This is a genomic window from Caballeronia sp. SBC1 (genome assembly GCF_011493005.1).
Classification (GTDB): Bacteria; Pseudomonadota; Gammaproteobacteria; order Burkholderiales; family Burkholderiaceae; genus Caballeronia.
The window spans coordinates 403,219-421,758 of record NZ_CP049156.1 but is presented as its reverse complement, the minus strand read 5'-3'; the positions used below and the strand labels follow the sequence as shown (position 1 = coordinate 421,758).

Sequence of the window (18,540 nt, the reverse complement as noted above, 5' to 3'; positions counted from 1 at the left end):
CCCCGCCGCACGCTTGATTGACGCCGATGAGCGCGGGCAACGCGCCCTCGAAAAGTCGTTATAGTAGCAGGTTTAGCCCCCTTACTTTCCGCCCGGTTCATGGAAGAAATTCGTATTCGTGGGGCTCGCACCCACAACCTTAAGAACATCAGTCTCGACTTGCCGCGTCACAAGCTGATCGTGATTACGGGCTTGTCGGGTTCGGGGAAATCGTCTCTCGCGTTCGACACGCTCTACGCCGAAGGTCAGCGCCGCTACGTCGAAAGTTTGTCCGCCTACGCGCGTCAGTTCCTGCAACTGATGGAGAAACCGGACGTCGACCTGATCGAAGGATTGTCGCCGGCTATCTCGATCGAGCAGAAAGCGACTTCGCATAATCCGCGCTCCACCGTCGGCACGGTCACTGAGATTCATGACTACCTGCGCTTGCTGTTTGCCCGCGTGGGTACGCCGCACTGCCCTGATCACCACATTCCGCTCGAAGCGCAAAGCGTGTCGCAAATGGTCGACGCCGCGCTCGCCATGCCCGAGGAAACGAAGCTGATGATCCTCGCGCCCGTGGTCGCGGATCGCAAGGGTGAGCATCTCGAATTGTTCGAGGCCATGCAGGCGCAGGGTTTCATCCGGTTTCGCGTGCGTTCGGGCGGGGGCACAGCGAACGAAGGCGTGGCGAAGATCTATGAGATCGAGTCGCTGCCCAAGCTGAAGAAGAACGACAAACACACTATCGACGTTGTTATCGACCGGTTGAAAGTGCGGCCGGACATGAAGCAACGGCTCGCGGAATCCTTCGAAACGGCGCTGCGTCTCGCCGATGGCCGCGCGATCGCGCTCGAAATGGATTCGGAGAAAGAGCATCTGTACAGCTCGAAGTTCGCCTGTCCGATCTGTTCGTACTCGCTGCAGGAACTCGAGCCGCGCTTGTTCTCGTTCAACAATCCCATGGGCGCGTGCCCTGAATGTGACGGCCTGGGCCAGATCACATTCTTCGACCCGAAGCGGGTAGTCGCGCATCCGTCGCTGTCGCTCGCGGCGGGCGCGGTGAAGGGATGGGACCGGCGCAACCAGTTCTACTTCCAGATGCTGCAAAGCCTGGCGTCGTTTTTCGAATTCGATATCGACGGCGCATTCGAAGATCTACCCGAAAACGTCCGCAAGGTCCTGCTGTTCGGATCCGGCAAAGAGGTCATCCCGTTCTCGTACATCAACGAGCGCGGCCGCACGACGGTCCGCGAGCATGCGTTCGAAGGGATCATCCCGAGTCTGGAGCGCCGCTACAAGGAAACCGATTCGGCGGCGGTCCGCGAGGAACTGGCGAAGTATCAGAACAATCAGGCCTGCCCGGCGTGCGAAGGCACGCGGCTGCGGACCGAGGCGCGCAACGTCAAGCTCGGCACGGGCGAGAATGCGCGGGCCATTTACGAAGTGAGCGGCTGGCCGCTGCGCGAGACGCTCGGTTATTTCCAGACGCTCCACTTGGATGGCTCGAAGGGCGAGATCGCCGATCGGGTCATCAAGGAAATCGTCGCGCGGCTCACGTTCCTGAACAACGTCGGGCTGGATTATTTGTCGCTGGAACGCAGCGCCGAGACGCTCTCCGGCGGCGAAGCGCAGCGTATCCGGCTGGCGTCGCAGATTGGTTCCGGCTTGACGGGCGTGATGTACGTACTCGACGAACCGTCCATCGGCTTGCATCAGCGCGACAACGACCGGCTCATCGCCACGCTCAAGCATTTACGCGACATCGGCAATTCGGTGATCGTGGTCGAGCACGACGAAGACATGATCCGCATGGCCGACTACGTCGTCGACATGGGGCCGGGAGCGGGCGTGCACGGCGGCGAGATTGTCTCGCAAGGATCGGCGAAGCACGTCGAGAATGACCCGAATTCCATGACCGGACAGTATCTGTCGGGCAAACGGAGCATCAGCTATTCGACCGACCGCACGCCGCCGGACGAACGGCGGCTGCGGATCACGGAGGCGTACGGCAACAATCTGAAACGCGTGTCGCTCGATCTGCCGGTCGGATTGCTGACCTGCGTGACGGGCGTGTCCGGCTCGGGCAAATCCACGCTCATCAACGACACCCTGTACCACGCCGTTTCCCAGCATCTGTACGGTTCGTCCGCCGAACCCGCGCCTTATGAGGCAATTGAAGGGCTGGAACACTTCGACAAGGTGATCAACGTAGATCAATCGCCGATCGGCCGTACACCGCGCTCGAATCCCGCGACCTACACCGGCCTCTTTACGCCAATTCGTGAGTTGTTCGCGGGCGTGCCGGCGTCGAAGGAACGGGGCTACGATCCCGGCCGTTTCTCGTTCAACGTGAAGGGCGGACGCTGCGAATCGTGCCAGGGCGACGGCGTGCTCAAGGTCGAAATGCACTTTTTGCCTGACGTCTACGTACCATGCGACGTCTGTCACGGTAAGCGATACAACCGGGAAACGCTCGATGTCCAGTACAAGGGCAAGAATATCCACGAGGTGCTCGACCTCACTGTGGAAGCCGCGTACGAGTTCTTCAAGCCCGTGCCAATTGTCGCGCGCAAGCTGAAAACCTTGCTCGACGTGGGTCTCGGGTACATCCGGCTCGGTCAGTCAGCGACCACGCTGTCGGGCGGCGAGGCTCAGCGCGTCAAGCTTTCGTTGGAACTGAGCAAGCGTGATACGGGTCGGACTCTATACATTCTCGACGAGCCGACCACCGGCCTGCACTTCCACGATATCGCTCTGTTGCTCGAAGTGATTCACCGGCTGCGAGATCAAGGTAATACTGTCGTAATCATCGAGCATAATCTGGATGTAATAAAAACCGCCGACTGGGTCATCGACCTCGGTCCGGAAGGCGGTGCCGGTGGCGGCCAGATCATCGCGCAGGGGACGCCAGAGCACGTCGCACAGTCGAAGGCCAGTTTTACAGGCCGGTATCTTGCGCCTTTGCTGCAAAGGCCGAGATCGGCCGCGTGACAGATTCGCCCGCATCGTCACTATGAGCCGCGCGCCGTCCGGGCCGCGGCAGTCCATAACCCGTTAGCGGCAGGAGACTGAAGGATTCATGGCAAAGCGCAACGAAGCGGCCGAAAGCAGGCCCGCTGTCCGGCCCGTCCGGCTGACGAGCGACATGAGCATGCCGAAGTTGTCGGCGGTCGAGATTGGCAGCTATATCGCCGCGTTCGCCGGTTTGTTCTTCGTGCTGCATTTGCAGTTGCTCGGCGCGCTGCTGGCGGGAATGCTCGTGTATCAGCTCGTGCACATGATCGCGCCCCTGATCGAAAAGACCATGACCAGTGGACGTGCGCGCTGGGTCGCGGTCGTGATCGTGGCGGCGGTGATCGTGGGGGCTGGCGGGCGGGACGATCTTGCTCATCGATCATTTTCAGCGCGATGTACCGAGCGTCCAGAAGCTTCTCGATCAGTTGATGATGCTCACGTCGCATGCTCGCCTGCAGGTGCCCGACTGGATCGCGAACTACCTTCCTGTCGACGCAGAACAGATGAAGGACAAGGCGACCCAACTGATGCAAACGCACGCCGCCATGTTGCAGCAAGGCGGGAAAGACGCGGCGCGTGGGTTTGGGCATGTGCTGATCGGCATGATCGTGGGCGCGATTATCGCGGTGGGTGTACCGCGGACGACGCATCGGCTGCCGCTTTCTACCGCGCTCGTAACGCGCGTGACGCGCTTCTCAGAGGCGTTTCGCCGGATCGTTTTCGCGCAGGTCAAGATTTCCGCGATCAACGCAACGTTCACAGCGCTGTATTTGCTGGTTGCGCTGCCGGTATTTCATGAGCGGCTGCCGCTGTCGAAGACGCTGGTGATGGTGACGTTTATCGTCGGATTGTTGCCGGTAATCGGCAACCTGGTCTCGAACGCGATTATTGTAGGGATTTCATTGTCGGTGTCGTTCGGGACCGCTGTGGCTTCGCTGGCCTTCCTGATCATCATTCACAAACTCGAATACTTTTTGAATGCACGGATCATTGGTGGGCAGATCGAGGCGCGCGCCTGGGAATTACTGCTGGCCATGCTCGCAATGGAAGCCGCTTTTGGACTGCCCGGGGTCATTGCCGCGCCAATTTTTTATGCTTATCTCAAGCGCGAGCTGGTTTATTTGAGGCTGGTTTAACGGCCGGATTTTTGCTCGCGCCGGCCGACGGCGGAGCAAGTGGCTTCGGGCTTGAAGGTCAGCGGAAAAATCCCTTCAGTCCAAGCCCAAAACGCTCCTACTTGAACACGACTGTTTTGCTTCCGTTCAGCACGATCCGGTGCTCAACATGCCACCGCACCGCCCGCGCGAGTGTCACGCATTCCACGTCACGCCCGATCGCCGTCAACTGATCCGGCGCCATGCTGTGGTCCACGCGCTCCACTTCCTGCTCGATGATCGGCCCTTCATCAAGGTCCGTTGTCACGTAATGCGCAGTAGCACCAATCAACTTAACGCCGCGATCAAACGCCTGGTAATACGGCTTGGCGCCCTTGAAGCTCGGCAAGAACGAGTGATGAATATTGATCGCCCGGCCATTGAGCGCCGCGCACATTTCCGGCGACAGAATCTGCATATAACGCGCGAGCACGACAAGATCGATCTTGTGCTGATCGACAATTTCCAGCACCCGCGCTTCCTGCGAAGCCTTCCCCTCGGGCGTGGACGCGATCAACGGCAGATGATGAAACGGCACGTCATAACTAGCGGCAAGTTGATAAAAGTCCCGATGATTTGAAACGATCGCCGGAATTTCGATTCCGAGTTGACCGGTGCGATACCGGAACAGCAAGTCGTTCAGGCAATGCCCGATCTTCGACACCATGATCATCACGCGCGGTTTCACCGACGCATCGTGCAGTTCCCACTTCATGCCGAACTCATCGGCGAGTGTGCTGAACGATGTACGCAACGCAACGAGGCCGGGGTCGCCGCCAACTTGCTGGAAGTGCACGCGCATGAAAAATTCGCCGGTGTGACTGTCGCCGAATTGCGCAGAATCGAGAATATTGCTGCCGAGATCGAACAGGAATCCAGACACGGCGTGCACAATGCCGGGACGATCCGGACACGACAACTTCAAGATAAAACTATGTTCGGTCGACATGAACCGATACTCCTTTGAGATGTTTCAAAGCACGTTCAACGCGTGTTCACTGCGTATTCAAAACAGCGGCGGTAAATAAATCGCCGGCATGCCCTCGCACGCTTCTTCGTCTATCCAGTTACGGCGCAGGAGGCAATCCAGGGTGGCCAGACTCGCGTCGACCGTCATGGCGCCTTCCTCAATCCATCGGGCGACTTCATCGATACGGGCGAGCCGGTGTTCGCCCACTTCGCCATCCTGATTGCGTGGCGCGAAATCGGCGGGCAAGGTCAGGTCGAAAACGTAAATCAACTCTGCCTGAGTGCCTTCGGGCAGCGATTGCAGCACGTAAAATTCGCGCCCGCGAATGGCCTTGGCAGCAAGCTGCGTCTGCATGCCCGCTTCTTCCCAGCACTCCTTCACGAGCGTTTCCTCGATCCCCATTCCCCAGCCGATACCGCCCGCCACCACGTTATCGAGCATGCCTGGATCGGTCGCTTTTGTTTCGCTTCGCCGGGCGATCCAGAGTTCCGGCGCCCGGCCTGGCTCTTCAACAATACCGTTCAGATGGACGGCGTACGTCATTGTGCCGAAGAACCGCGAAGCCGCCCGTTCGATGAACGCAAGCGGCTCGGCGTCGAAGGCATTGCGGATGGCGTAGGTTTCGTTGCGCCAGCCGGGAATGCGGCCGTCCGCGGCCAGCATGCCGATGACTGCGCCGAGCGCGGCGCTGCGCGAGTTGAGATCGGAGAAGGTATTGGCGAGACGGATCGACGTTTGATCGATATGAAACACATCCGGCCACGAGTGCAGCGCGGGCGCGTCAGTGCGGCGAATCCAGCCGACCCGTTCACGGTCGATGTAAAACGGCAGGTGCGCCGAAGCATCGAAACGACGCGCGGCGACGATGGCAGGCAAGCTCATGATGGGCTCCGGCGGCGGAAAGCCGGAAATTGTACAGGGGGTTTCGTTCTCAGCAGGCCGGGGTTCAGGCTTGGTGATCGGGGTCAATGGCCCGAGCACCCCGAAGTAATCCCCCGCCCAAGTGCGAACGAAACGCCTCTTAATCTTTCAGCGCCACTCGAATCCCCAGCCCGATAAACGTCGCCCCGGCCAGCCGGTCGAGCCACACGCCCACCTTCGGACGCCGCTTCAAATAAGCGCCAATCATCCCGGCGGCAACGCCAAAAACCGAGAACACCGCTACCGTCTGCAACATGAACACGCCGCCGAGCTCGAACATCTGCAACATGACGCTTTGCCCGCCATGCGGATTAACGAACTGCGGCAGGAACACGATGAAAAACAGCGTCACTTTCGGATTCAGCAAATTGCCGATCACACTTTGCCGAAACACCACAGCCAACGGCTGGCTAGGCCGCTCGTGCGCACTCGACAAACCCTTGCTGCGAATCGCCTTGATGCCAATCCAGACCAGATAAGCCGCGCCGGCCAGCTTGACCGCTTCAAACGCCATCGGGGAAGACTTGAGCAACGCTGCCACCCCAAGCGCGGCAAGCGTCGTATGAAACGAAATGCCGGCTGCAAATCCAAGCGCCGCCACCAGCCCAGCCGCACGCCCCTGCGAAATACCGCGCGCAAGCACCTGGAGATTGTCCGGACCGGGCGCCACGGTAATAGCAATGGAAGCCGCGAGAAACAAAAGGAAATTGGGCATGGCTCAGAGAAATTAGTGGCCGCTGAATTCGCAGACCGTATAAAGGGGCAAACCCGACTCACGCAGAAGTGTCGACCCGCCAAGCTCCGGCAAGTCGATAATCGCGGCCCCCTCGACCACCACCGCGCCAAGCCGTTCGAGCAACATCTTGCCGGCCATCATCGTGCCGCCGGTCGCGATCAGGTCGTCAACCAGCACCACCCGCTCGCCCGGCTTGCACGCATCTTCGTGAATTTCGACGGTCGCGCTGCCATATTCAAGTTCATACGACTGCGACAACGTCCTGAACGGCAACTTGCCCTTCTTGCGAATCGGCACAAAACCCAGGCTCAGTTCGTAAGCGAGAATCGGCCCGATAATAAAACCCCGCGCATCAAGCCCGGCGATCGTGTCGATTCGTGCATCTATATAACGCTGCACCAGCATGTCGATCAGCGTACGCAACGCGCGCCGATCCTGCAAAACCGGCGTGATATCGCGGAACTGCACACCGGGTTGCGGCCAGTCCGGCACAGTGCGAATCCGCTCCCGGATAAAACCGGCTGGATTGGATAAATTCGGTACTGAGGGCACTGCGAACTCAGACATGAATGATGGCTCCTGGACAACGTCAAGCTACCGCGCCCGCACGGCGATTGCGCGACAGCCGTTCTTCCGCCTGCTGCAACGCTTCGGGCAAACCGCGCAGCACCACAATGTCGCTTGCGCGCAGCTTGGTGTCCGGATCGGGCGCCACGCCGCGAATCCCATGCCGGCGAATAGCCGTCACTTCCACTCCGTCGCCCACCAGCCCAAGCTCGTCGAGCGTACGGCCGACCGCGTCGGCGTTTTCATCGACGGGAACCGATTGTAGCCGGACCTGCTCACGCCGCTCATCGTCGTCTTCATCCGCGCCGTGAAAATAACCGCGCAGCATGCTGTAACGCTCGTCGCGCATTTCTTCCACGCGCCGGACCACGCGCCGCATCGGCACGCCCATCAGCACCAGCGTGTGCGACGCCAGCATCAAACTTCCTTCCACGATTTCCGGAATCACCTCCGTCGCGCCCGACGCAATCAGCTTTTCCAGATCGGCGTCATCGACAGTACGCACGATGGTGGGCAACGTGGGCTCCAGCTCGTGGATGCTGTGTAGCACGCGCAACGCGGACGGCGTGTTCGCGAAGGTGATCGCGACCGTGGCCGCGCGATGTATGCCGGCTGCGACCAGCGCCTCGCGCCGTCCGGCATCGCCGTACACCACGCTTTCACCCGCCGCCGCGGCCGCCGAAACCCGATCCGGGTCCAGGTCAAGCGCGACGTACGACAACCCCTCGTGTTCCAGCATCCGCGCCAGGTTTTGCCCTGCACGGCCGTAGCCGCAGATGATCACGTGGCCACTCTGCTTGATGCTTTGCGTCGCAATGCGCGTCATTTGCAACGACTGCCGCAACCATTCAGTCGATGAAAGCCGCAGGACGATCCGGTCGGCGTTCTGGATGATGAACGGCGCGGCCAGCATGGAAAGGAGCATCGACGAAAGAATGGCTTGCAGCAGCACCGGCTCGACCAGATGTTTGTCGAGAATCAGGTTCAGCAGCACAAAACCGAACTCACCGGCTTGGGCCAAGTTGAGGCCGGTACGCATTGCCACGCCCGGCGGCGAGCCGAACAGCCGCGCGAGGCCGGTGATCATCACGGCCTTCAGCAGAATTGGCAGGATGAAAAACGACGCCACGAGAAACGGGTGTTCCCAGATCACGCGCGGATTGAGCAGCATGCCCGTGGTCACGAAAAACAGCCCGAGCAGCACGTCGCGGAACGGCTTGATGTCCTCTTCCACCTGATGCCGGTAAGGCGTTTCCGCGATCAACATACCCGCGATAAACGCGCCGAGCGCGAGCGAAAGGCCAAATTTATCGGTAATGAACGCCGCGCCCAGCGTGACCAGCAGCAGGTTCAGCATGAACAGTTCTTGCGAACGCCGGCGCGCGACAATATTGAACCAGCGCGTCATGAACTTCTGACCGATGAACAGCAGCACCGTCAACGCGACCACGATCTTGATGGCGGCGAGTGCCAGCCAAAACGCCAGCTCCTTCGAATTGCCGTTGCCGAACGCCGCGATAATAATCAGCAGCGGCACCACGGCCAGATCCTGGAACAACAACACGCCGAAGATGTTCCGGCCATGCTCGGATTCCAGTTCAAGCCGTTCGGCCAGCATTTTTGAAACGATGGCAGTGGACGACATCGACAATGCGCCGCCCAGCGCAATGCTTGCTTCCCACGACATGTCCGTCCAGAACCTCGCGATCCAGCCGATCAAGACCGCGATCGCTATCGTCCCGGCGACCTGACTGGCGCCGAGACCGAACACAATGCGTCGCATCGAACGCAATTTCGATAACGAGAATTCAAGCCCGATGGAAAACATCAGGAACACAACGCCGAATTCCGCGAGATGCTGCGCGCGGTCGCTATCCGGCGCGATGCCGGCGGCGTGCGGTCCGACAATGATCCCGACCGCCAGGTAACCCAACATGGGCGGCAGGTTGAAAAAGCGGAATACGACGACCCCTGCCACTGAACACAGCAGCAACAGCAACGTCATTTCAAGCGGGGAAGTCATCCGTCTAGCGTCCTCGTTTGTTGCCGGATGGCGGCTCGAGGAGCACATCCGGATCTTGTGTTTTTTAACGCGCAGAAGCGCTGCGCGCAACAAAACACACGGCCTTTCGGGGGCGGATGAGCGGCTGAAAGCCGCCCCGTGTCCGGCGCGGCGCAAAGATGCCTTTGTTATACTTCGCGCATGATAGCGAAAATCAATGGCGACCGGGCACTCGCGCTGGCTCGCACCGTGCTCGAAATTGAAGCCGACGCTGTGCGCGGCCTGTCCGCACAACTCGACGATAACTTCACCGGCGCCGTCGAATTCCTGCTCGGATGCAAGGGCCGCGTGGTGGTGTCGGGTATCGGCAAATCCGGGCATATTGCCCGCAAGTTCGCGGCAACGCTCGCGAGCACCGGCACGCCCGGCTTCTTCGTTCATCCGGCTGAAGCGAGCCACGGCGACCTCGGCATGGTGACCGCCGACGACGTGTTTATCGCCATGTCGAACTCGGGCGAAACCTCGGAACTCGTTGCCATTCTGCCCATCATCAAGCGCCTCGGGGCAAAATTGATTGCCATCACCGGGCGGCCGGAATCAAGCCTCGCGAAACTGGCCGACGTGCATCTGAATGCGCACGTCGACAAAGAAGCCTGCCCGATGAATCTCTCGCCAACCGCCAGCACGACCGCCGTGCTCGCGTTGAGCGACGCACTCGCGGTCGCTGTCCTCGACGCCCGCGGTTTCGGCCCCGACGACTTCGCCCGCTCGCATCCGGGCGGCGCGCTCGGCCGGCGCCTGCTCACTTATGTACGCGACGTGATGCGCATCGGGCCGGAAGTGCCAGAAGTGCCCCTGACCGCAACCGTCTCCGACGCCCTCTTCCAGATCACCGCCAAGCGCATGGGCATGACGGCTGTGGTCAACGAAAAGCGTCATGTGGAAGGCATCTTCACCGACGGCGACCTGCGCAGGATTCTTCAGCGTGACGGCGATTTCCGTGCGCTGCCGCTGATCGATGTCATGACACGTCATCCGCGTACGATCGGTCCGGACCATCTCGCGGTGGAAGCAGTGGAACTGATGGAGCGTTATCGCATCAATCAGATGCTGGTCGTCGATGAAAACGCGATCCTGATCGGCGCCCTGAACATGCACGACCTCTTTTCCAAGAAGGTAATCTGATGTCGACCTTGTCTTTCACGCCGGACATTGCCGTGACGGAAAACGCGCACGACCGCGCGAGCCGCGTGAAACTGATGATTTTCGACGTCGACGGCGTGTTCACCGACGGAAGCCTGTTTTTCACCGCTGACGGCGACGCCATGAAATCCTTCAACTCGCTCGACGGTCACGGCGTGAAAATGCTGCAATCGGCGGGCGTGCAGACAGCGATCATCACCGGGCGCAACTCCGGCATTGTCGCGGCACGGGCGCGTGAACTCGGCATTACGCACCTGCATCAGGGCGTCGCAGACAAAACTATCGCGCTCGCCGAATTGCTGCAAACCACGGGTATTCCAGCGACCGAATGCGGCTACATGGGTGACGACTGGCCCGATCTCGCCGTGATGCGGCTGTGCGGTTTCGCAGCCGCTCCCGCCAACGCGCATGAGGAAGTGCTGAACCGCGTGCATTTCGCCACCACCAAGCGCGGCGGCGAAGGTGCGGTGCGTGAAGTCTGCGACGCTATCCTGCGCGCCCAGAATCGCTACGACGGCCTGCTTGCCGCGGCTATCGGAACCTGAATCCCATGCAACGACCCAAAAAATTGACGTCGGCGCTGCCGCTGGTCGCACTGGCTGCGCTGGCAGCCATCACCTACTGGCTGCTGCAGGCCACGTTGCCCAAGCCCCAGGAACCGGAGCGCCCGAAGGAGCACACGCCCGACTATTTCGCGACGAACTTTTCGGTTTCGGAACTCGACACCACGGGCACAACGCAGTATCGGCTGACCGCGATTTCGATGGTGCATTACGAGGACGATGAAGTCAGCGACCTCACGAAACCCGCAATGCGCATGTTCCAGCCGCTGCGGCCGACCGTGACGGCAACGTCCGAGCGCGGCACGGTGAACGGCGACGTCTCGATTGTCGACTTGTACGAGAATGCCCACATTTTGCGCGTGGCGGGCTACGGCGACCCGCAGATGACAGCGGATTCCGAGCACTTTCGCATCCTTGTGAACGACGATGTCATCGAAACAGAAAAGCCGGTTAAACTTCAGCGCGGTCCGTCCGTGATGACGGGCGACGGCATGAACTACAACAACGCGACCCGGGTAATGAAGCTTTTTGGGACGGTACGCGGCCAGATCGCTGCTTCCGATACCCTCGGCACCTCATCCAAATAACCCCGGCAGTTCCGACGAATTGCGCTTAATCCATTCAAGTGTGACTGCATGAACAAACCGTTTCTCCGACCCGAATCCGGCCGTCTGTGCGCAGCGCGCGCTGCATTTTTGCGCCGCGCCGCACGTATCGTGCAATTCGGGATCACGGCAATATGCGTAGCGTTGCCGCTGGCGGCATTTGCCCCAGCCGCACACGCCGAACGCGCCGACAACGACAAGCCGCTGAATATTGAAGCGGACAACATGACCTATGACGACCTGAAGCAGGTCAACATCTTCACGGGCCACGTTGTCGCGACCAAAGGCACGATCATCATCAAGGCCGACCGTGTCGACGTGACGCAGGATCCGCAGGGGTATCAATACGCAACCGGCACATCTACCGGCGGCAACCTCTCGTATTTCCGCCAGAAACGCGACGGCCTCGACGAATATATCGAAGGCAATGCGGTGCGGATCGACTACGACGGCAAGCAGGATCTCACCACGCTGACCACGCGCGCTGTTGTGCGCCGCCTCGTGGGCCTTACTAAAATCCAGGACGAAGTGCACGGCAGCGTGATTACCTACGACGGCCAGAAAGACTTCTATACAGCGAAAGCCGGACCTGACGTCGCCGGTCCAGGCAACCCGACTGGCCGTGTGCGCGCCATGCTCGCTCCGCGCAACGGCGGCGCCGCGCCGCTGACCGGCGCACCGGCCACCCTGACGCCGTCCACCAAGATGCAAGGAACGCAGCAGCCGTGAATTCGCCCGCCATGCCTCACCGTAAGCCGGCCGGCACGAGCAGTTCGCTCACCGTCCGCAACCTGAAAAAACGCTACGGCTCGCGCACGGTCGTGAAAGACGTCTCGCTCGACGTGAAAAGCGGCGAAGTCGTCGGATTGCTCGGACCAAACGGCGCAGGCAAGACAACGTCGTTCTATATGATCGTCGGGCTGGTGCCGCTGGACGCAGGCGAAATCCTGCTCGACGGCACGTCGATCAGCCTGCTGCCCATTCACAAGCGTGCGCGTCTCGGGCTCTCGTATTTGCCGCAGGAAGCGTCCGTGTTCCGCAAGCTCACCGTCGAGCAGAACATTCGTGCTGTGCTTGAACTGCAGACGGACGAGAACGAAAAGCCGCTCTCCAAACAGGGCATTACGGATCGCGCGGAAGCGTTGCTGGACGAACTTCAGATCGCGCATCTACGTGAAAACCCGGCTTTGTCGCTCTCGGGCGGCGAACGGCGGCGGGTGGAAATTGCCCGCGCACTCGCGACCAATCCGGCGTTTATCCTGCTGGACGAACCGTTTGCCGGCGTCGACCCAATCGCCGTGCTCGAAATCCAGAAAATTGTGAAGTTCCTGAAGCAGCGCAACATTGGCGTGCTGATCACGGACCACAACGTGCGCGAGACGCTCGGCATCTGCGATCATGCGTACATCATCAGCGACGGCAGCGTGCTCGCAGCGGGCGCGCCAAGCGATATCATCGAAAATGAGAGCGTGCGGCGCGTTTATCTCGGCGAACATTTCCGCATGTGACGGCGGGGGCCAAGCGTCTTTCGGCCCTTGCAACACCGCTGAGGACGGCGTCCCGCGCCGCCAGCAAATCTTACGTGCCGCCCGCGAGGCGGCACTTGTTTTTGGTCGATCCCCGCGAGGTGTCGCGCCCGTGGCAAACTCTCTACAATGATTAAAACCTTGCCATGAAAGCCAGCCTCCAACTTCGCCTGTCGCAGCATCTTGCGCTGACCCCACAACTGCAGCAGTCCATCCGGCTGCTGCAGCTGTCGACGCTTGAGTTGCAGCAGGAAGTCGCGATGGCTGTCGCGCAAAATCCGCTGCTCGAGAACGAGGACGACTGGACCACCAGCCCGCTACGCGTGGCGGCGGACGGCTCGCTGATCACCTCGGCGGGGGCATCGGTGAACGCACCCGATTCCATGATGAGCAACGGCACGTCGTCGAGCAGCAGCACGAGCACGACTGACCGTTCCGAAAACGGTGAGCCCCAGGGCGTAGACGAATACAACGGCATGAGTTCGTCGGACAACGGACCGGATTCGAGCTCGTGGAATCTGGAAGATTACGGCCGCTCGAATAGCGGTTCGGACGACGACGACCTGCCGCCGCTGCAAATCCACGAATCCACCACTACCCTGCGCGATCACCTGGCGTCGCAACTGCGCATGACGAAGGCGAATCAGCGCGACCGTGCGCTGATCACATTCCTGATCGAATCGCTCGATGAAGACGGTTACCTCACGTCGTCGCTCGAGGAAGTGAAGGCGGATCTGCCGGATGAACTGGAAGTCGATGTCGACGAACTGAGCGCGGCGCTCGCGTTGCTGCAGAGTTTCGATCCGCCGGGAGTGGGCGGCCGTTCGGCATCCGAATGCCTGAAGCTGCAGTTGTTACGGCTTGAACCAACGCCTATTCGTACCCTGGCGCTCGATATTGTGATGCACCATCTGGAACTGCTCGCGGCACGCGATTTCACGCGTTTGCGCAAGCAGCTCAAAGCCTCGGACGACGCACTGCGCGACGCCCATTTGCTGATCCGCTCTCTGGAACCGTTCCCCGGCGCCGTGTTCGGAAAGAGCGAAGCTGACTACGTCGTTCCTGACATCCTGGTGCGCAAGATGTCCAGCGGCTGGACGGCAGAATTGAATCCGGAAATCGTGCCAAGGCTTCGCATCAATCACCTCTACGCGAATATTTTGCGCAACAATCGCGGCGACCCGGGCAGTGGTTCGTTGCGTCAGCAGCTGCAGGAAGCGCGCTGGCTGATCAAGAATATTCAACAAAGATTCGAGACGATTCTTCGCGTTGCGCAGGCCATTGTGGAGCGTCAAAAGAACTTTTTTGCGCATGGCGAAATTGCAATGCGGCCCTTGGTTTTGAGGGAGATTGCTGATACGCTGGGTTTACACGAATCCACTGTCTCACGTGTGACAACCGGTAAGTACATGCTGACCCCGTTCGGGACGCTGGAATTTAAGTACTTCTTCGGATCGCACGTTTCAACCGACACGGGTGGCGCGGCATCGTCCACGGCGATCCGGGCACTCATCAAGCAACTGATAGGAGCCGAAGACTCAAAATCTCCTCTTTCAGACAGCCGCATCGCAGAGTTGCTGGCAGAACAGGGATTCGTGGTCGCGCGCCGTACGGTCGCCAAATATCGCGAAGCTCTGAAAATTCCGGCAGTGAACTTGCGAAAGTCTCTGTAGCCCGCTGCATGTTGCGGCGGGCCTTTACCGGCCGCGTCGCGAAAGCGCGAACGAGCCGGCCGATGCGTCCCGATCCGTTCCGCCGTTCAATTGAATGAGCACGAACGGGCAAGCAGCGACCGGTTTGAGCAGCGTGATAACGACCAGGCGGCCATTAGCTTGGAGAGCAACTATGAATCTGCAGATCAGTGGACACCATCTCGAATTGACGCCTGCGTTGCGAGAATATGTGATCACCAAACTGGATAGAGTGCTTCGGCATTTCGATCAGGTGATCGATGGCAGTGTGGTCCTCTCGGTCGACAATCATAGGGAAAAGGACAAGCGGCAAAAGGTCGAAATCAACCTGCATCTGAAGGGCAAGGACATTTTCATCGAGAGTTGTGACGTTGATATGTACGCGGCCATCGACCTGATGGTCGACAAGCTGGACAGGCAGGTGCTTCGCCACAAGGACAAGATCCAGGGCCACGCACACGCCACAATGAAGTACGGACACGAACCGCAGGAAAGCGAAGTTCCGGCGCCGTAAGGTACTGTGAACGGTTAGAGGAATGATTCAAATGGGTTGAACGGCGCATCGGCTGGAGGTTTTTTCGATGCGCCGGATTCCGGAACCATGTTGGCCGGAGCCCATCAGTCCGATAGTCGGCACGAGCCGCCTGAAAGCAGGCGGCTTTTTTTGTCACCACCGGTTTCGGGCAGTTTTTTGCAACAACCGCGGTGAGTTGGAGCAAAACAGCAAGCGTTGCGTTATGCGTAACAAACGTATCCAGCGTATGGCGCGCCGCACCATCGCTGATTGCGCTGTTCTATAATGGTCCGGTTAGTACCGAGGTTAGTACCGGGTACCGGGGTTGTTAATCGGAGTGAAGCGAGACTTTGATCTCCCGCGCATTCCTTACCAAAATCGCCGTGAGCGTTTCGTGCAGGTTCTGCAGCCGCCACGATGAGGAGAATTCAGGCCACGCATCTGCCTGCCAACATGAATCGTTTAGCCAAATTTCTTCCCCTCGAAAATGTCGTCCTCGGACTGTCCGTCACCAGCAAGAAACGTGTATTCGAGCAAGCGGGCCTGATCTTCGAGAACCAGAACGGCATTGGCCGCAGTATCGTCACCGACAATCTCTTTGCGCGCGAGCGCCTTGGCTCGACCGGTCTCGGCGAAGGTGTGGCCATTCCCCACGGACGCATCAAGGGCCTGAAGCATCCGCTCGCCGCCTTCGTGCGCCTGGCTGAGCCAATTGCTTTTGAGTCGCCGGACGGGCAACCCGTGTCGCTGCTGATCTTTCTGCTTGTTCCCGAGCAGGCCACGCAACAGCACCTCGAAATCCTCTCGGAAATAGCCCAACTGCTTTCCGACCGGGATGCACGCGAACGCCTGAATACTGAAGAAAACCGTGAGGCACTGTATCAGGTGCTCACGCAATGGCAGCCCTGAGCTCTCCCGAGCCAGACCTCGTGCTGGACTTGAAGCCGGGGAGTTGAGCCGACCCGGCGTGAGACCAGGCCGAACGGCCCTCTCGCGCCGCCGGCCCTTCTAGCGCACAATCAGTCCTATTGAGCGGAGCATTGAAGAGACCAAATCCGGCTCTTCAATTGCCCCATGCTCGCGGCCTCTCTCGGAGTTCCGGCCCTCATGGATACGTCCAGCATCAACGCCCAGAGCATTTTCGACGACAACGCAGCCGCGCTGAAACTCAGCTGGCTGACGGGTCACGAAGGCTGGGAGCGTGGCTTTTCGACTGAAACGGTCGCCAATGCAACGTCCAGCGCCGATCTCGTCGGGCACTTGAACCTGATTCACCCCAACCGTATCCAGGTACTCGGCGACGCCGAGATCAACTACTACCAGCGTCAGTCCGACGAAGACCGGTCGCGCAACATGGCTGAACTGATCGCGCTGGAACCACCGTTCCTGGTGGTTGCGGGCGAGGTCGGCGCGCCCCCGGAACTGGTTCTGCGCTGCACTCGCTCGTCCACCCCGCTCTTTACCACGCGCATGTCCGCGGCCGCGGTGATCGACAGCCTGCGCCTCTATATGTCGCGGATTCTTGCTCCGCGCGCCACGCTGCACGGCGTGTTCCTCGACATCCTCGGCATGGGCGTGCTACTGACCGGCGACTCCGGTCTCGGCAAAAGCGAACTCGGGCTCGAGTTGATCAGCCGCGGTCACGGTCTTGTCGCTGACGACGCCGTAGACTTCGTGCGCCTCGGTCCGGATTTTGTCGAAGGGCGATGCCCGCCGCTGCTGCAAAACCTGCTGGAAGTCCGCGGCCTCGGCCTGCTGGATATCAAGACCATCTTTGGGGAAACCGCCGTTCGGCGGAAAATGAAACTCAAGCTGATCGTTCAGCTTGTGCGTCGTCCAGACGGTGAATTTCAGCGGCTGCCACTGGAAAGCCAGGCGGTCGACGTGCTCGGTTTGCCGATCAGCAAGGTCACTATCCAGGTGGCTGCAGGCCGAAATCTGGCGGTGCTGGTGGAAGCGGCGGTGCGCAACACGATCCTGCAACTGCGGGGTATCGATACCCTCCGCGACTTCATGGATCGTCAGCGCCTTGCGATGCAGGACCCCGAGAGCCAGTTCCCCGGCAAGCTGATCTGAACGATTGAGCTGGTGAGGCCGGCGGCTCTAGCACCCAGCCGCCAGGACCCGAACTTTTTGCGTATTTTGCTTCGAGCGAACGAGTCCCTATTCATGCGCATCATTCTGATTACCGGTATTTCCGGCTCCGGCAAATCTGTCGCCCTGAACGCGCTCGAAGACGCCGGCTACTACTGCGTCGACAACCTGCCGCCGCGCTTCCTGCCCGAGCTCGCGGCGTATCTCAGCAGTCAGGGGCAGCCGCGTCTGGCCGTTGCTATCGACGCACGTTCGAGCCGCTCGCTCGACGAAGTGCCTGCCATCATCAAGGACCTGTCGCAAGCGTTCGACCTGCGGGTACTGTTTCTCAACGCCAGTACGCAGTCGCTGATCCAGCGCTTTTCCGAGACCCGCCGCCGCCATCCGTTGTCGGGTTCGCCGGGTCACGATGCCGACGTGGGCGTCCTGACGTCGCTGGGTGAAGCGATCGAACGTGAACGCGAGCTCGTCTCGGGACTCGCCGAATTCGGCCATCAGATCGACACAAGCAACCTGCGGGCGAACGTGTTGCGCGCGTGGGTGAAAAGTTTTATAGAGCAGGAAACGGCCGGGCTCACGCTGATGTTCGAGTCGTTCGGATTCAAGCGCGGCGTGCCGCTCGACGCTGATTTCGTCTTCGATGTCCGTACGCTCCCGAATCCCTACTACGACCACGAACTGCGACCGCTGACGGGCCTGGACCAGCCCGTTATCGACTTTTTGTCCGCCCAGCCGATGGTCCACCAGATGATTGACGACGTGGGCACGTTCATCGCCAAATGGCTGCCGCAATTTCGTGACGACAACCGTAGTTACCTGACGGTGGCTATCGGCTGCACGGGCGGCCAGCATCGCTCTGTATTCATCGCCCAGGCGCTCGCCGCGCGCTTCGGGGACAAGGCTAATGTGATTGTGCGGCATCGCGACGCGCCCATCGATGTGGATGGACACGTCGCGCCCATGCAAACCTGATCGCCTTCGGGCGGCCTTTTTAAAG

At 60.1% G+C, this 18,540-nt stretch carries 16 protein-coding genes and 1 pseudogene; 12 read left to right on the top strand and 5 right to left on the bottom strand.

The genetic code is table 11. The features are described 5' to 3' along the window. The first annotated feature begins 99 nt into the window (after positions 1-99). Together uvrA and SBC1_RS01880 are read left to right on the top strand one after the other, a co-directional pair. Positions 100-2,973 (top strand): excinuclease ABC subunit UvrA, encoded by a 2,874-nt coding sequence (gene uvrA, locus SBC1_RS01885; RefSeq protein ID WP_165086044.1) that lies wholly within the window; start codon positions 100-102, stop codon positions 2,971-2,973. An 88-nt stretch (positions 2,974-3,061) separates the two neighbouring features. Continuing rightward, positions 3,062-4,133 (top strand): annotated as a pseudogene (locus SBC1_RS01880) (AI-2E family transporter). Positions 4,134-4,230: 97 nt separating this feature from the next. On the opposite strand, the gene purU reads toward SBC1_RS01880, so the two are convergent. From purU to SBC1_RS01855, 5 genes are all read right to left on the bottom strand, one after another. After that, positions 4,231-5,100: a formyltetrahydrofolate deformylase gene (gene purU, locus SBC1_RS01875; RefSeq protein WP_089165233.1), complete on the bottom strand. Its 870-nt coding sequence runs from the start codon at positions 5,098-5,100 to the stop codon at positions 4,231-4,233. A gap of 57 nt (positions 5,101-5,157) precedes the next feature. Then, complete coding sequence (locus SBC1_RS01870; RefSeq protein ID WP_165987086.1) at positions 5,158-6,003, bottom strand: NUDIX hydrolase family protein; 846 nt, start codon at positions 6,001-6,003, stop codon at positions 5,158-5,160. 139 nt (positions 6,004-6,142) lie between these two features. Beyond that, positions 6,143-6,757, bottom strand: a complete 615-nt coding sequence (locus tag SBC1_RS01865) for a LysE family translocator (protein ID WP_165987084.1) — start codon at positions 6,755-6,757, stop codon at positions 6,143-6,145. A 12-nt stretch (positions 6,758-6,769) separates the two neighbouring features. Then, positions 6,770-7,345, bottom strand: coding sequence for an adenine phosphoribosyltransferase (locus SBC1_RS01860; protein ID WP_165987082.1), 576 nt, complete (start codon positions 7,343-7,345; stop codon positions 6,770-6,772). Between the two features lie 22 nt (positions 7,346-7,367). After that, a complete protein-coding gene (locus SBC1_RS01855; RefSeq protein ID WP_165086035.1) occupies positions 7,368-9,368 on the bottom strand; it encodes a monovalent cation:proton antiporter family protein in 2,001 nt (666 codons plus the stop codon). A 180-nt stretch (positions 9,369-9,548) separates the two neighbouring features. On the opposite strand from SBC1_RS01855, the gene kdsD reads away from it, so the two are divergent. The 10 genes from kdsD to rapZ all read left to right on the top strand — a co-directional run bounded on the left by kdsD (position 9,549) and on the right by rapZ (position 18,515). After that, positions 9,549-10,532 carry an arabinose 5-phosphate isomerase KdsD gene (gene kdsD / locus SBC1_RS01850; protein WP_165086032.1) on the top strand — a complete coding sequence of 328 codons (984 nt, stop codon included), beginning with the start codon at positions 9,549-9,551 and terminating at the stop codon, positions 10,530-10,532. Continuing rightward, entirely contained in the window at positions 10,532-11,095 is a 564-nt protein-coding gene (locus SBC1_RS01845; protein WP_165086030.1) for an HAD family hydrolase, read from the top strand. The genes kdsD and SBC1_RS01845 overlap by 1 nt, the downstream gene beginning before the upstream one ends. 5 nt (positions 11,096-11,100) lie before the next feature. Continuing rightward, entirely contained in the window at positions 11,101-11,700 is a 600-nt protein-coding gene (gene lptC, locus SBC1_RS01840; RefSeq protein WP_165086027.1) for an LPS export ABC transporter periplasmic protein LptC, read from the top strand. 48 nt (positions 11,701-11,748) lie between these two features. After that, positions 11,749-12,447 carry a lipopolysaccharide transport periplasmic protein LptA gene (gene lptA / locus SBC1_RS01835; RefSeq protein WP_165086024.1) on the top strand — a complete coding sequence of 233 codons (699 nt, stop codon included), beginning with the start codon at positions 11,749-11,751 and terminating at the stop codon, positions 12,445-12,447. Between the two features lie 11 nt (positions 12,448-12,458). Next, positions 12,459-13,226, top strand: coding sequence for an LPS export ABC transporter ATP-binding protein (gene lptB, locus SBC1_RS01830; protein ID WP_165093015.1), 768 nt, complete (start codon positions 12,459-12,461; stop codon positions 13,224-13,226). A gap of 164 nt (positions 13,227-13,390) precedes the next feature. Continuing rightward, the gene (locus SBC1_RS01825; RefSeq protein ID WP_165086021.1) at positions 13,391-14,917 is read left to right on the top strand and encodes an RNA polymerase factor sigma-54; all 1,527 of its coding nucleotides are present in this window, start codon (positions 13,391-13,393) and stop codon (positions 14,915-14,917) included. 172 nt (positions 14,918-15,089) lie between these two features. Beyond that, the gene (gene hpf / locus SBC1_RS01820; RefSeq protein WP_031357598.1) at positions 15,090-15,449 is read left to right on the top strand and encodes a ribosome hibernation-promoting factor, HPF/YfiA family; all 360 of its coding nucleotides are present in this window, start codon (positions 15,090-15,092) and stop codon (positions 15,447-15,449) included. A 417-nt stretch (positions 15,450-15,866) separates the two neighbouring features. Continuing rightward, complete coding sequence (gene ptsN, locus SBC1_RS01815) at positions 15,867-16,358, top strand: PTS IIA-like nitrogen regulatory protein PtsN (protein ID WP_165086018.1); 492 nt, start codon at positions 15,867-15,869, stop codon at positions 16,356-16,358. Between the two features lie 198 nt (positions 16,359-16,556). Further along, positions 16,557-17,525 carry an HPr(Ser) kinase/phosphatase gene (gene hprK / locus SBC1_RS01810; RefSeq protein ID WP_047895605.1) on the top strand — a complete coding sequence of 323 codons (969 nt, stop codon included), beginning with the start codon at positions 16,557-16,559 and terminating at the stop codon, positions 17,523-17,525. Positions 17,526-17,618: 93 nt separating this feature from the next. Then, a complete protein-coding gene (gene rapZ / locus SBC1_RS01805) occupies positions 17,619-18,515 on the top strand; it encodes an RNase adapter RapZ (RefSeq protein ID WP_165086015.1) in 897 nt (298 codons plus the stop codon). The last annotated feature ends 25 nt before the right edge of the window (positions 18,516-18,540 follow it).

What these genes read in the sequence shown, in the direction of transcription:
- kdsD (WP_165086032.1), top strand. Translation starts at nt 9,549, where the DNA reads ATGATAGCGAAAATCAATGGCGACCGGGCACTCGCGCTGGCTCGCACC.
- SBC1_RS01865 (WP_165987084.1), bottom strand. Translation starts at nt 6,757, where the DNA reads ATGCCCAATTTCCTTTTGTTTCTCGCGGCTTCCATTGCTATTACCGTG.
- ptsN (WP_165086018.1), top strand. Translation starts at nt 15,867, where the DNA reads ATGAGGAGAATTCAGGCCACGCATCTGCCTGCCAACATGAATCGTTTA.
- lptA (WP_165086024.1), top strand. Translation starts at nt 11,749, where the DNA reads ATGAACAAACCGTTTCTCCGACCCGAATCCGGCCGTCTGTGCGCAGCG.
- uvrA (WP_165086044.1), top strand. Translation starts at nt 100, where the DNA reads ATGGAAGAAATTCGTATTCGTGGGGCTCGCACCCACAACCTTAAGAAC.
- purU (WP_089165233.1), bottom strand. Translation starts at nt 5,100, where the DNA reads ATGTCGACCGAACATAGTTTTATCTTGAAGTTGTCGTGTCCGGATCGT.
- lptC (WP_165086027.1), top strand. Translation starts at nt 11,101, where the DNA reads ATGCAACGACCCAAAAAATTGACGTCGGCGCTGCCGCTGGTCGCACTG.
- lptB (WP_165093015.1), top strand. Translation starts at nt 12,459, where the DNA reads ATGCCTCACCGTAAGCCGGCCGGCACGAGCAGTTCGCTCACCGTCCGC.
- hpf (WP_031357598.1), top strand. Translation starts at nt 15,090, where the DNA reads ATGAATCTGCAGATCAGTGGACACCATCTCGAATTGACGCCTGCGTTG.
- SBC1_RS01855 (WP_165086035.1), bottom strand. Translation starts at nt 9,368, where the DNA reads ATGACTTCCCCGCTTGAAATGACGTTGCTGTTGCTGCTGTGTTCAGTG.
- rapZ (WP_165086015.1), top strand. Translation starts at nt 17,619, where the DNA reads ATGCGCATCATTCTGATTACCGGTATTTCCGGCTCCGGCAAATCTGTC.
- SBC1_RS01825 (WP_165086021.1), top strand. Translation starts at nt 13,391, where the DNA reads ATGAAAGCCAGCCTCCAACTTCGCCTGTCGCAGCATCTTGCGCTGACC.
- hprK (WP_047895605.1), top strand. Translation starts at nt 16,557, where the DNA reads ATGGATACGTCCAGCATCAACGCCCAGAGCATTTTCGACGACAACGCA.
- SBC1_RS01845 (WP_165086030.1), top strand. Translation starts at nt 10,532, where the DNA reads ATGTCGACCTTGTCTTTCACGCCGGACATTGCCGTGACGGAAAACGCG.
- SBC1_RS01860 (WP_165987082.1), bottom strand. Translation starts at nt 7,345, where the DNA reads ATGTCTGAGTTCGCAGTGCCCTCAGTACCGAATTTATCCAATCCAGCC.
- SBC1_RS01870 (WP_165987086.1), bottom strand. Translation starts at nt 6,003, where the DNA reads ATGAGCTTGCCTGCCATCGTCGCCGCGCGTCGTTTCGATGCTTCGGCG.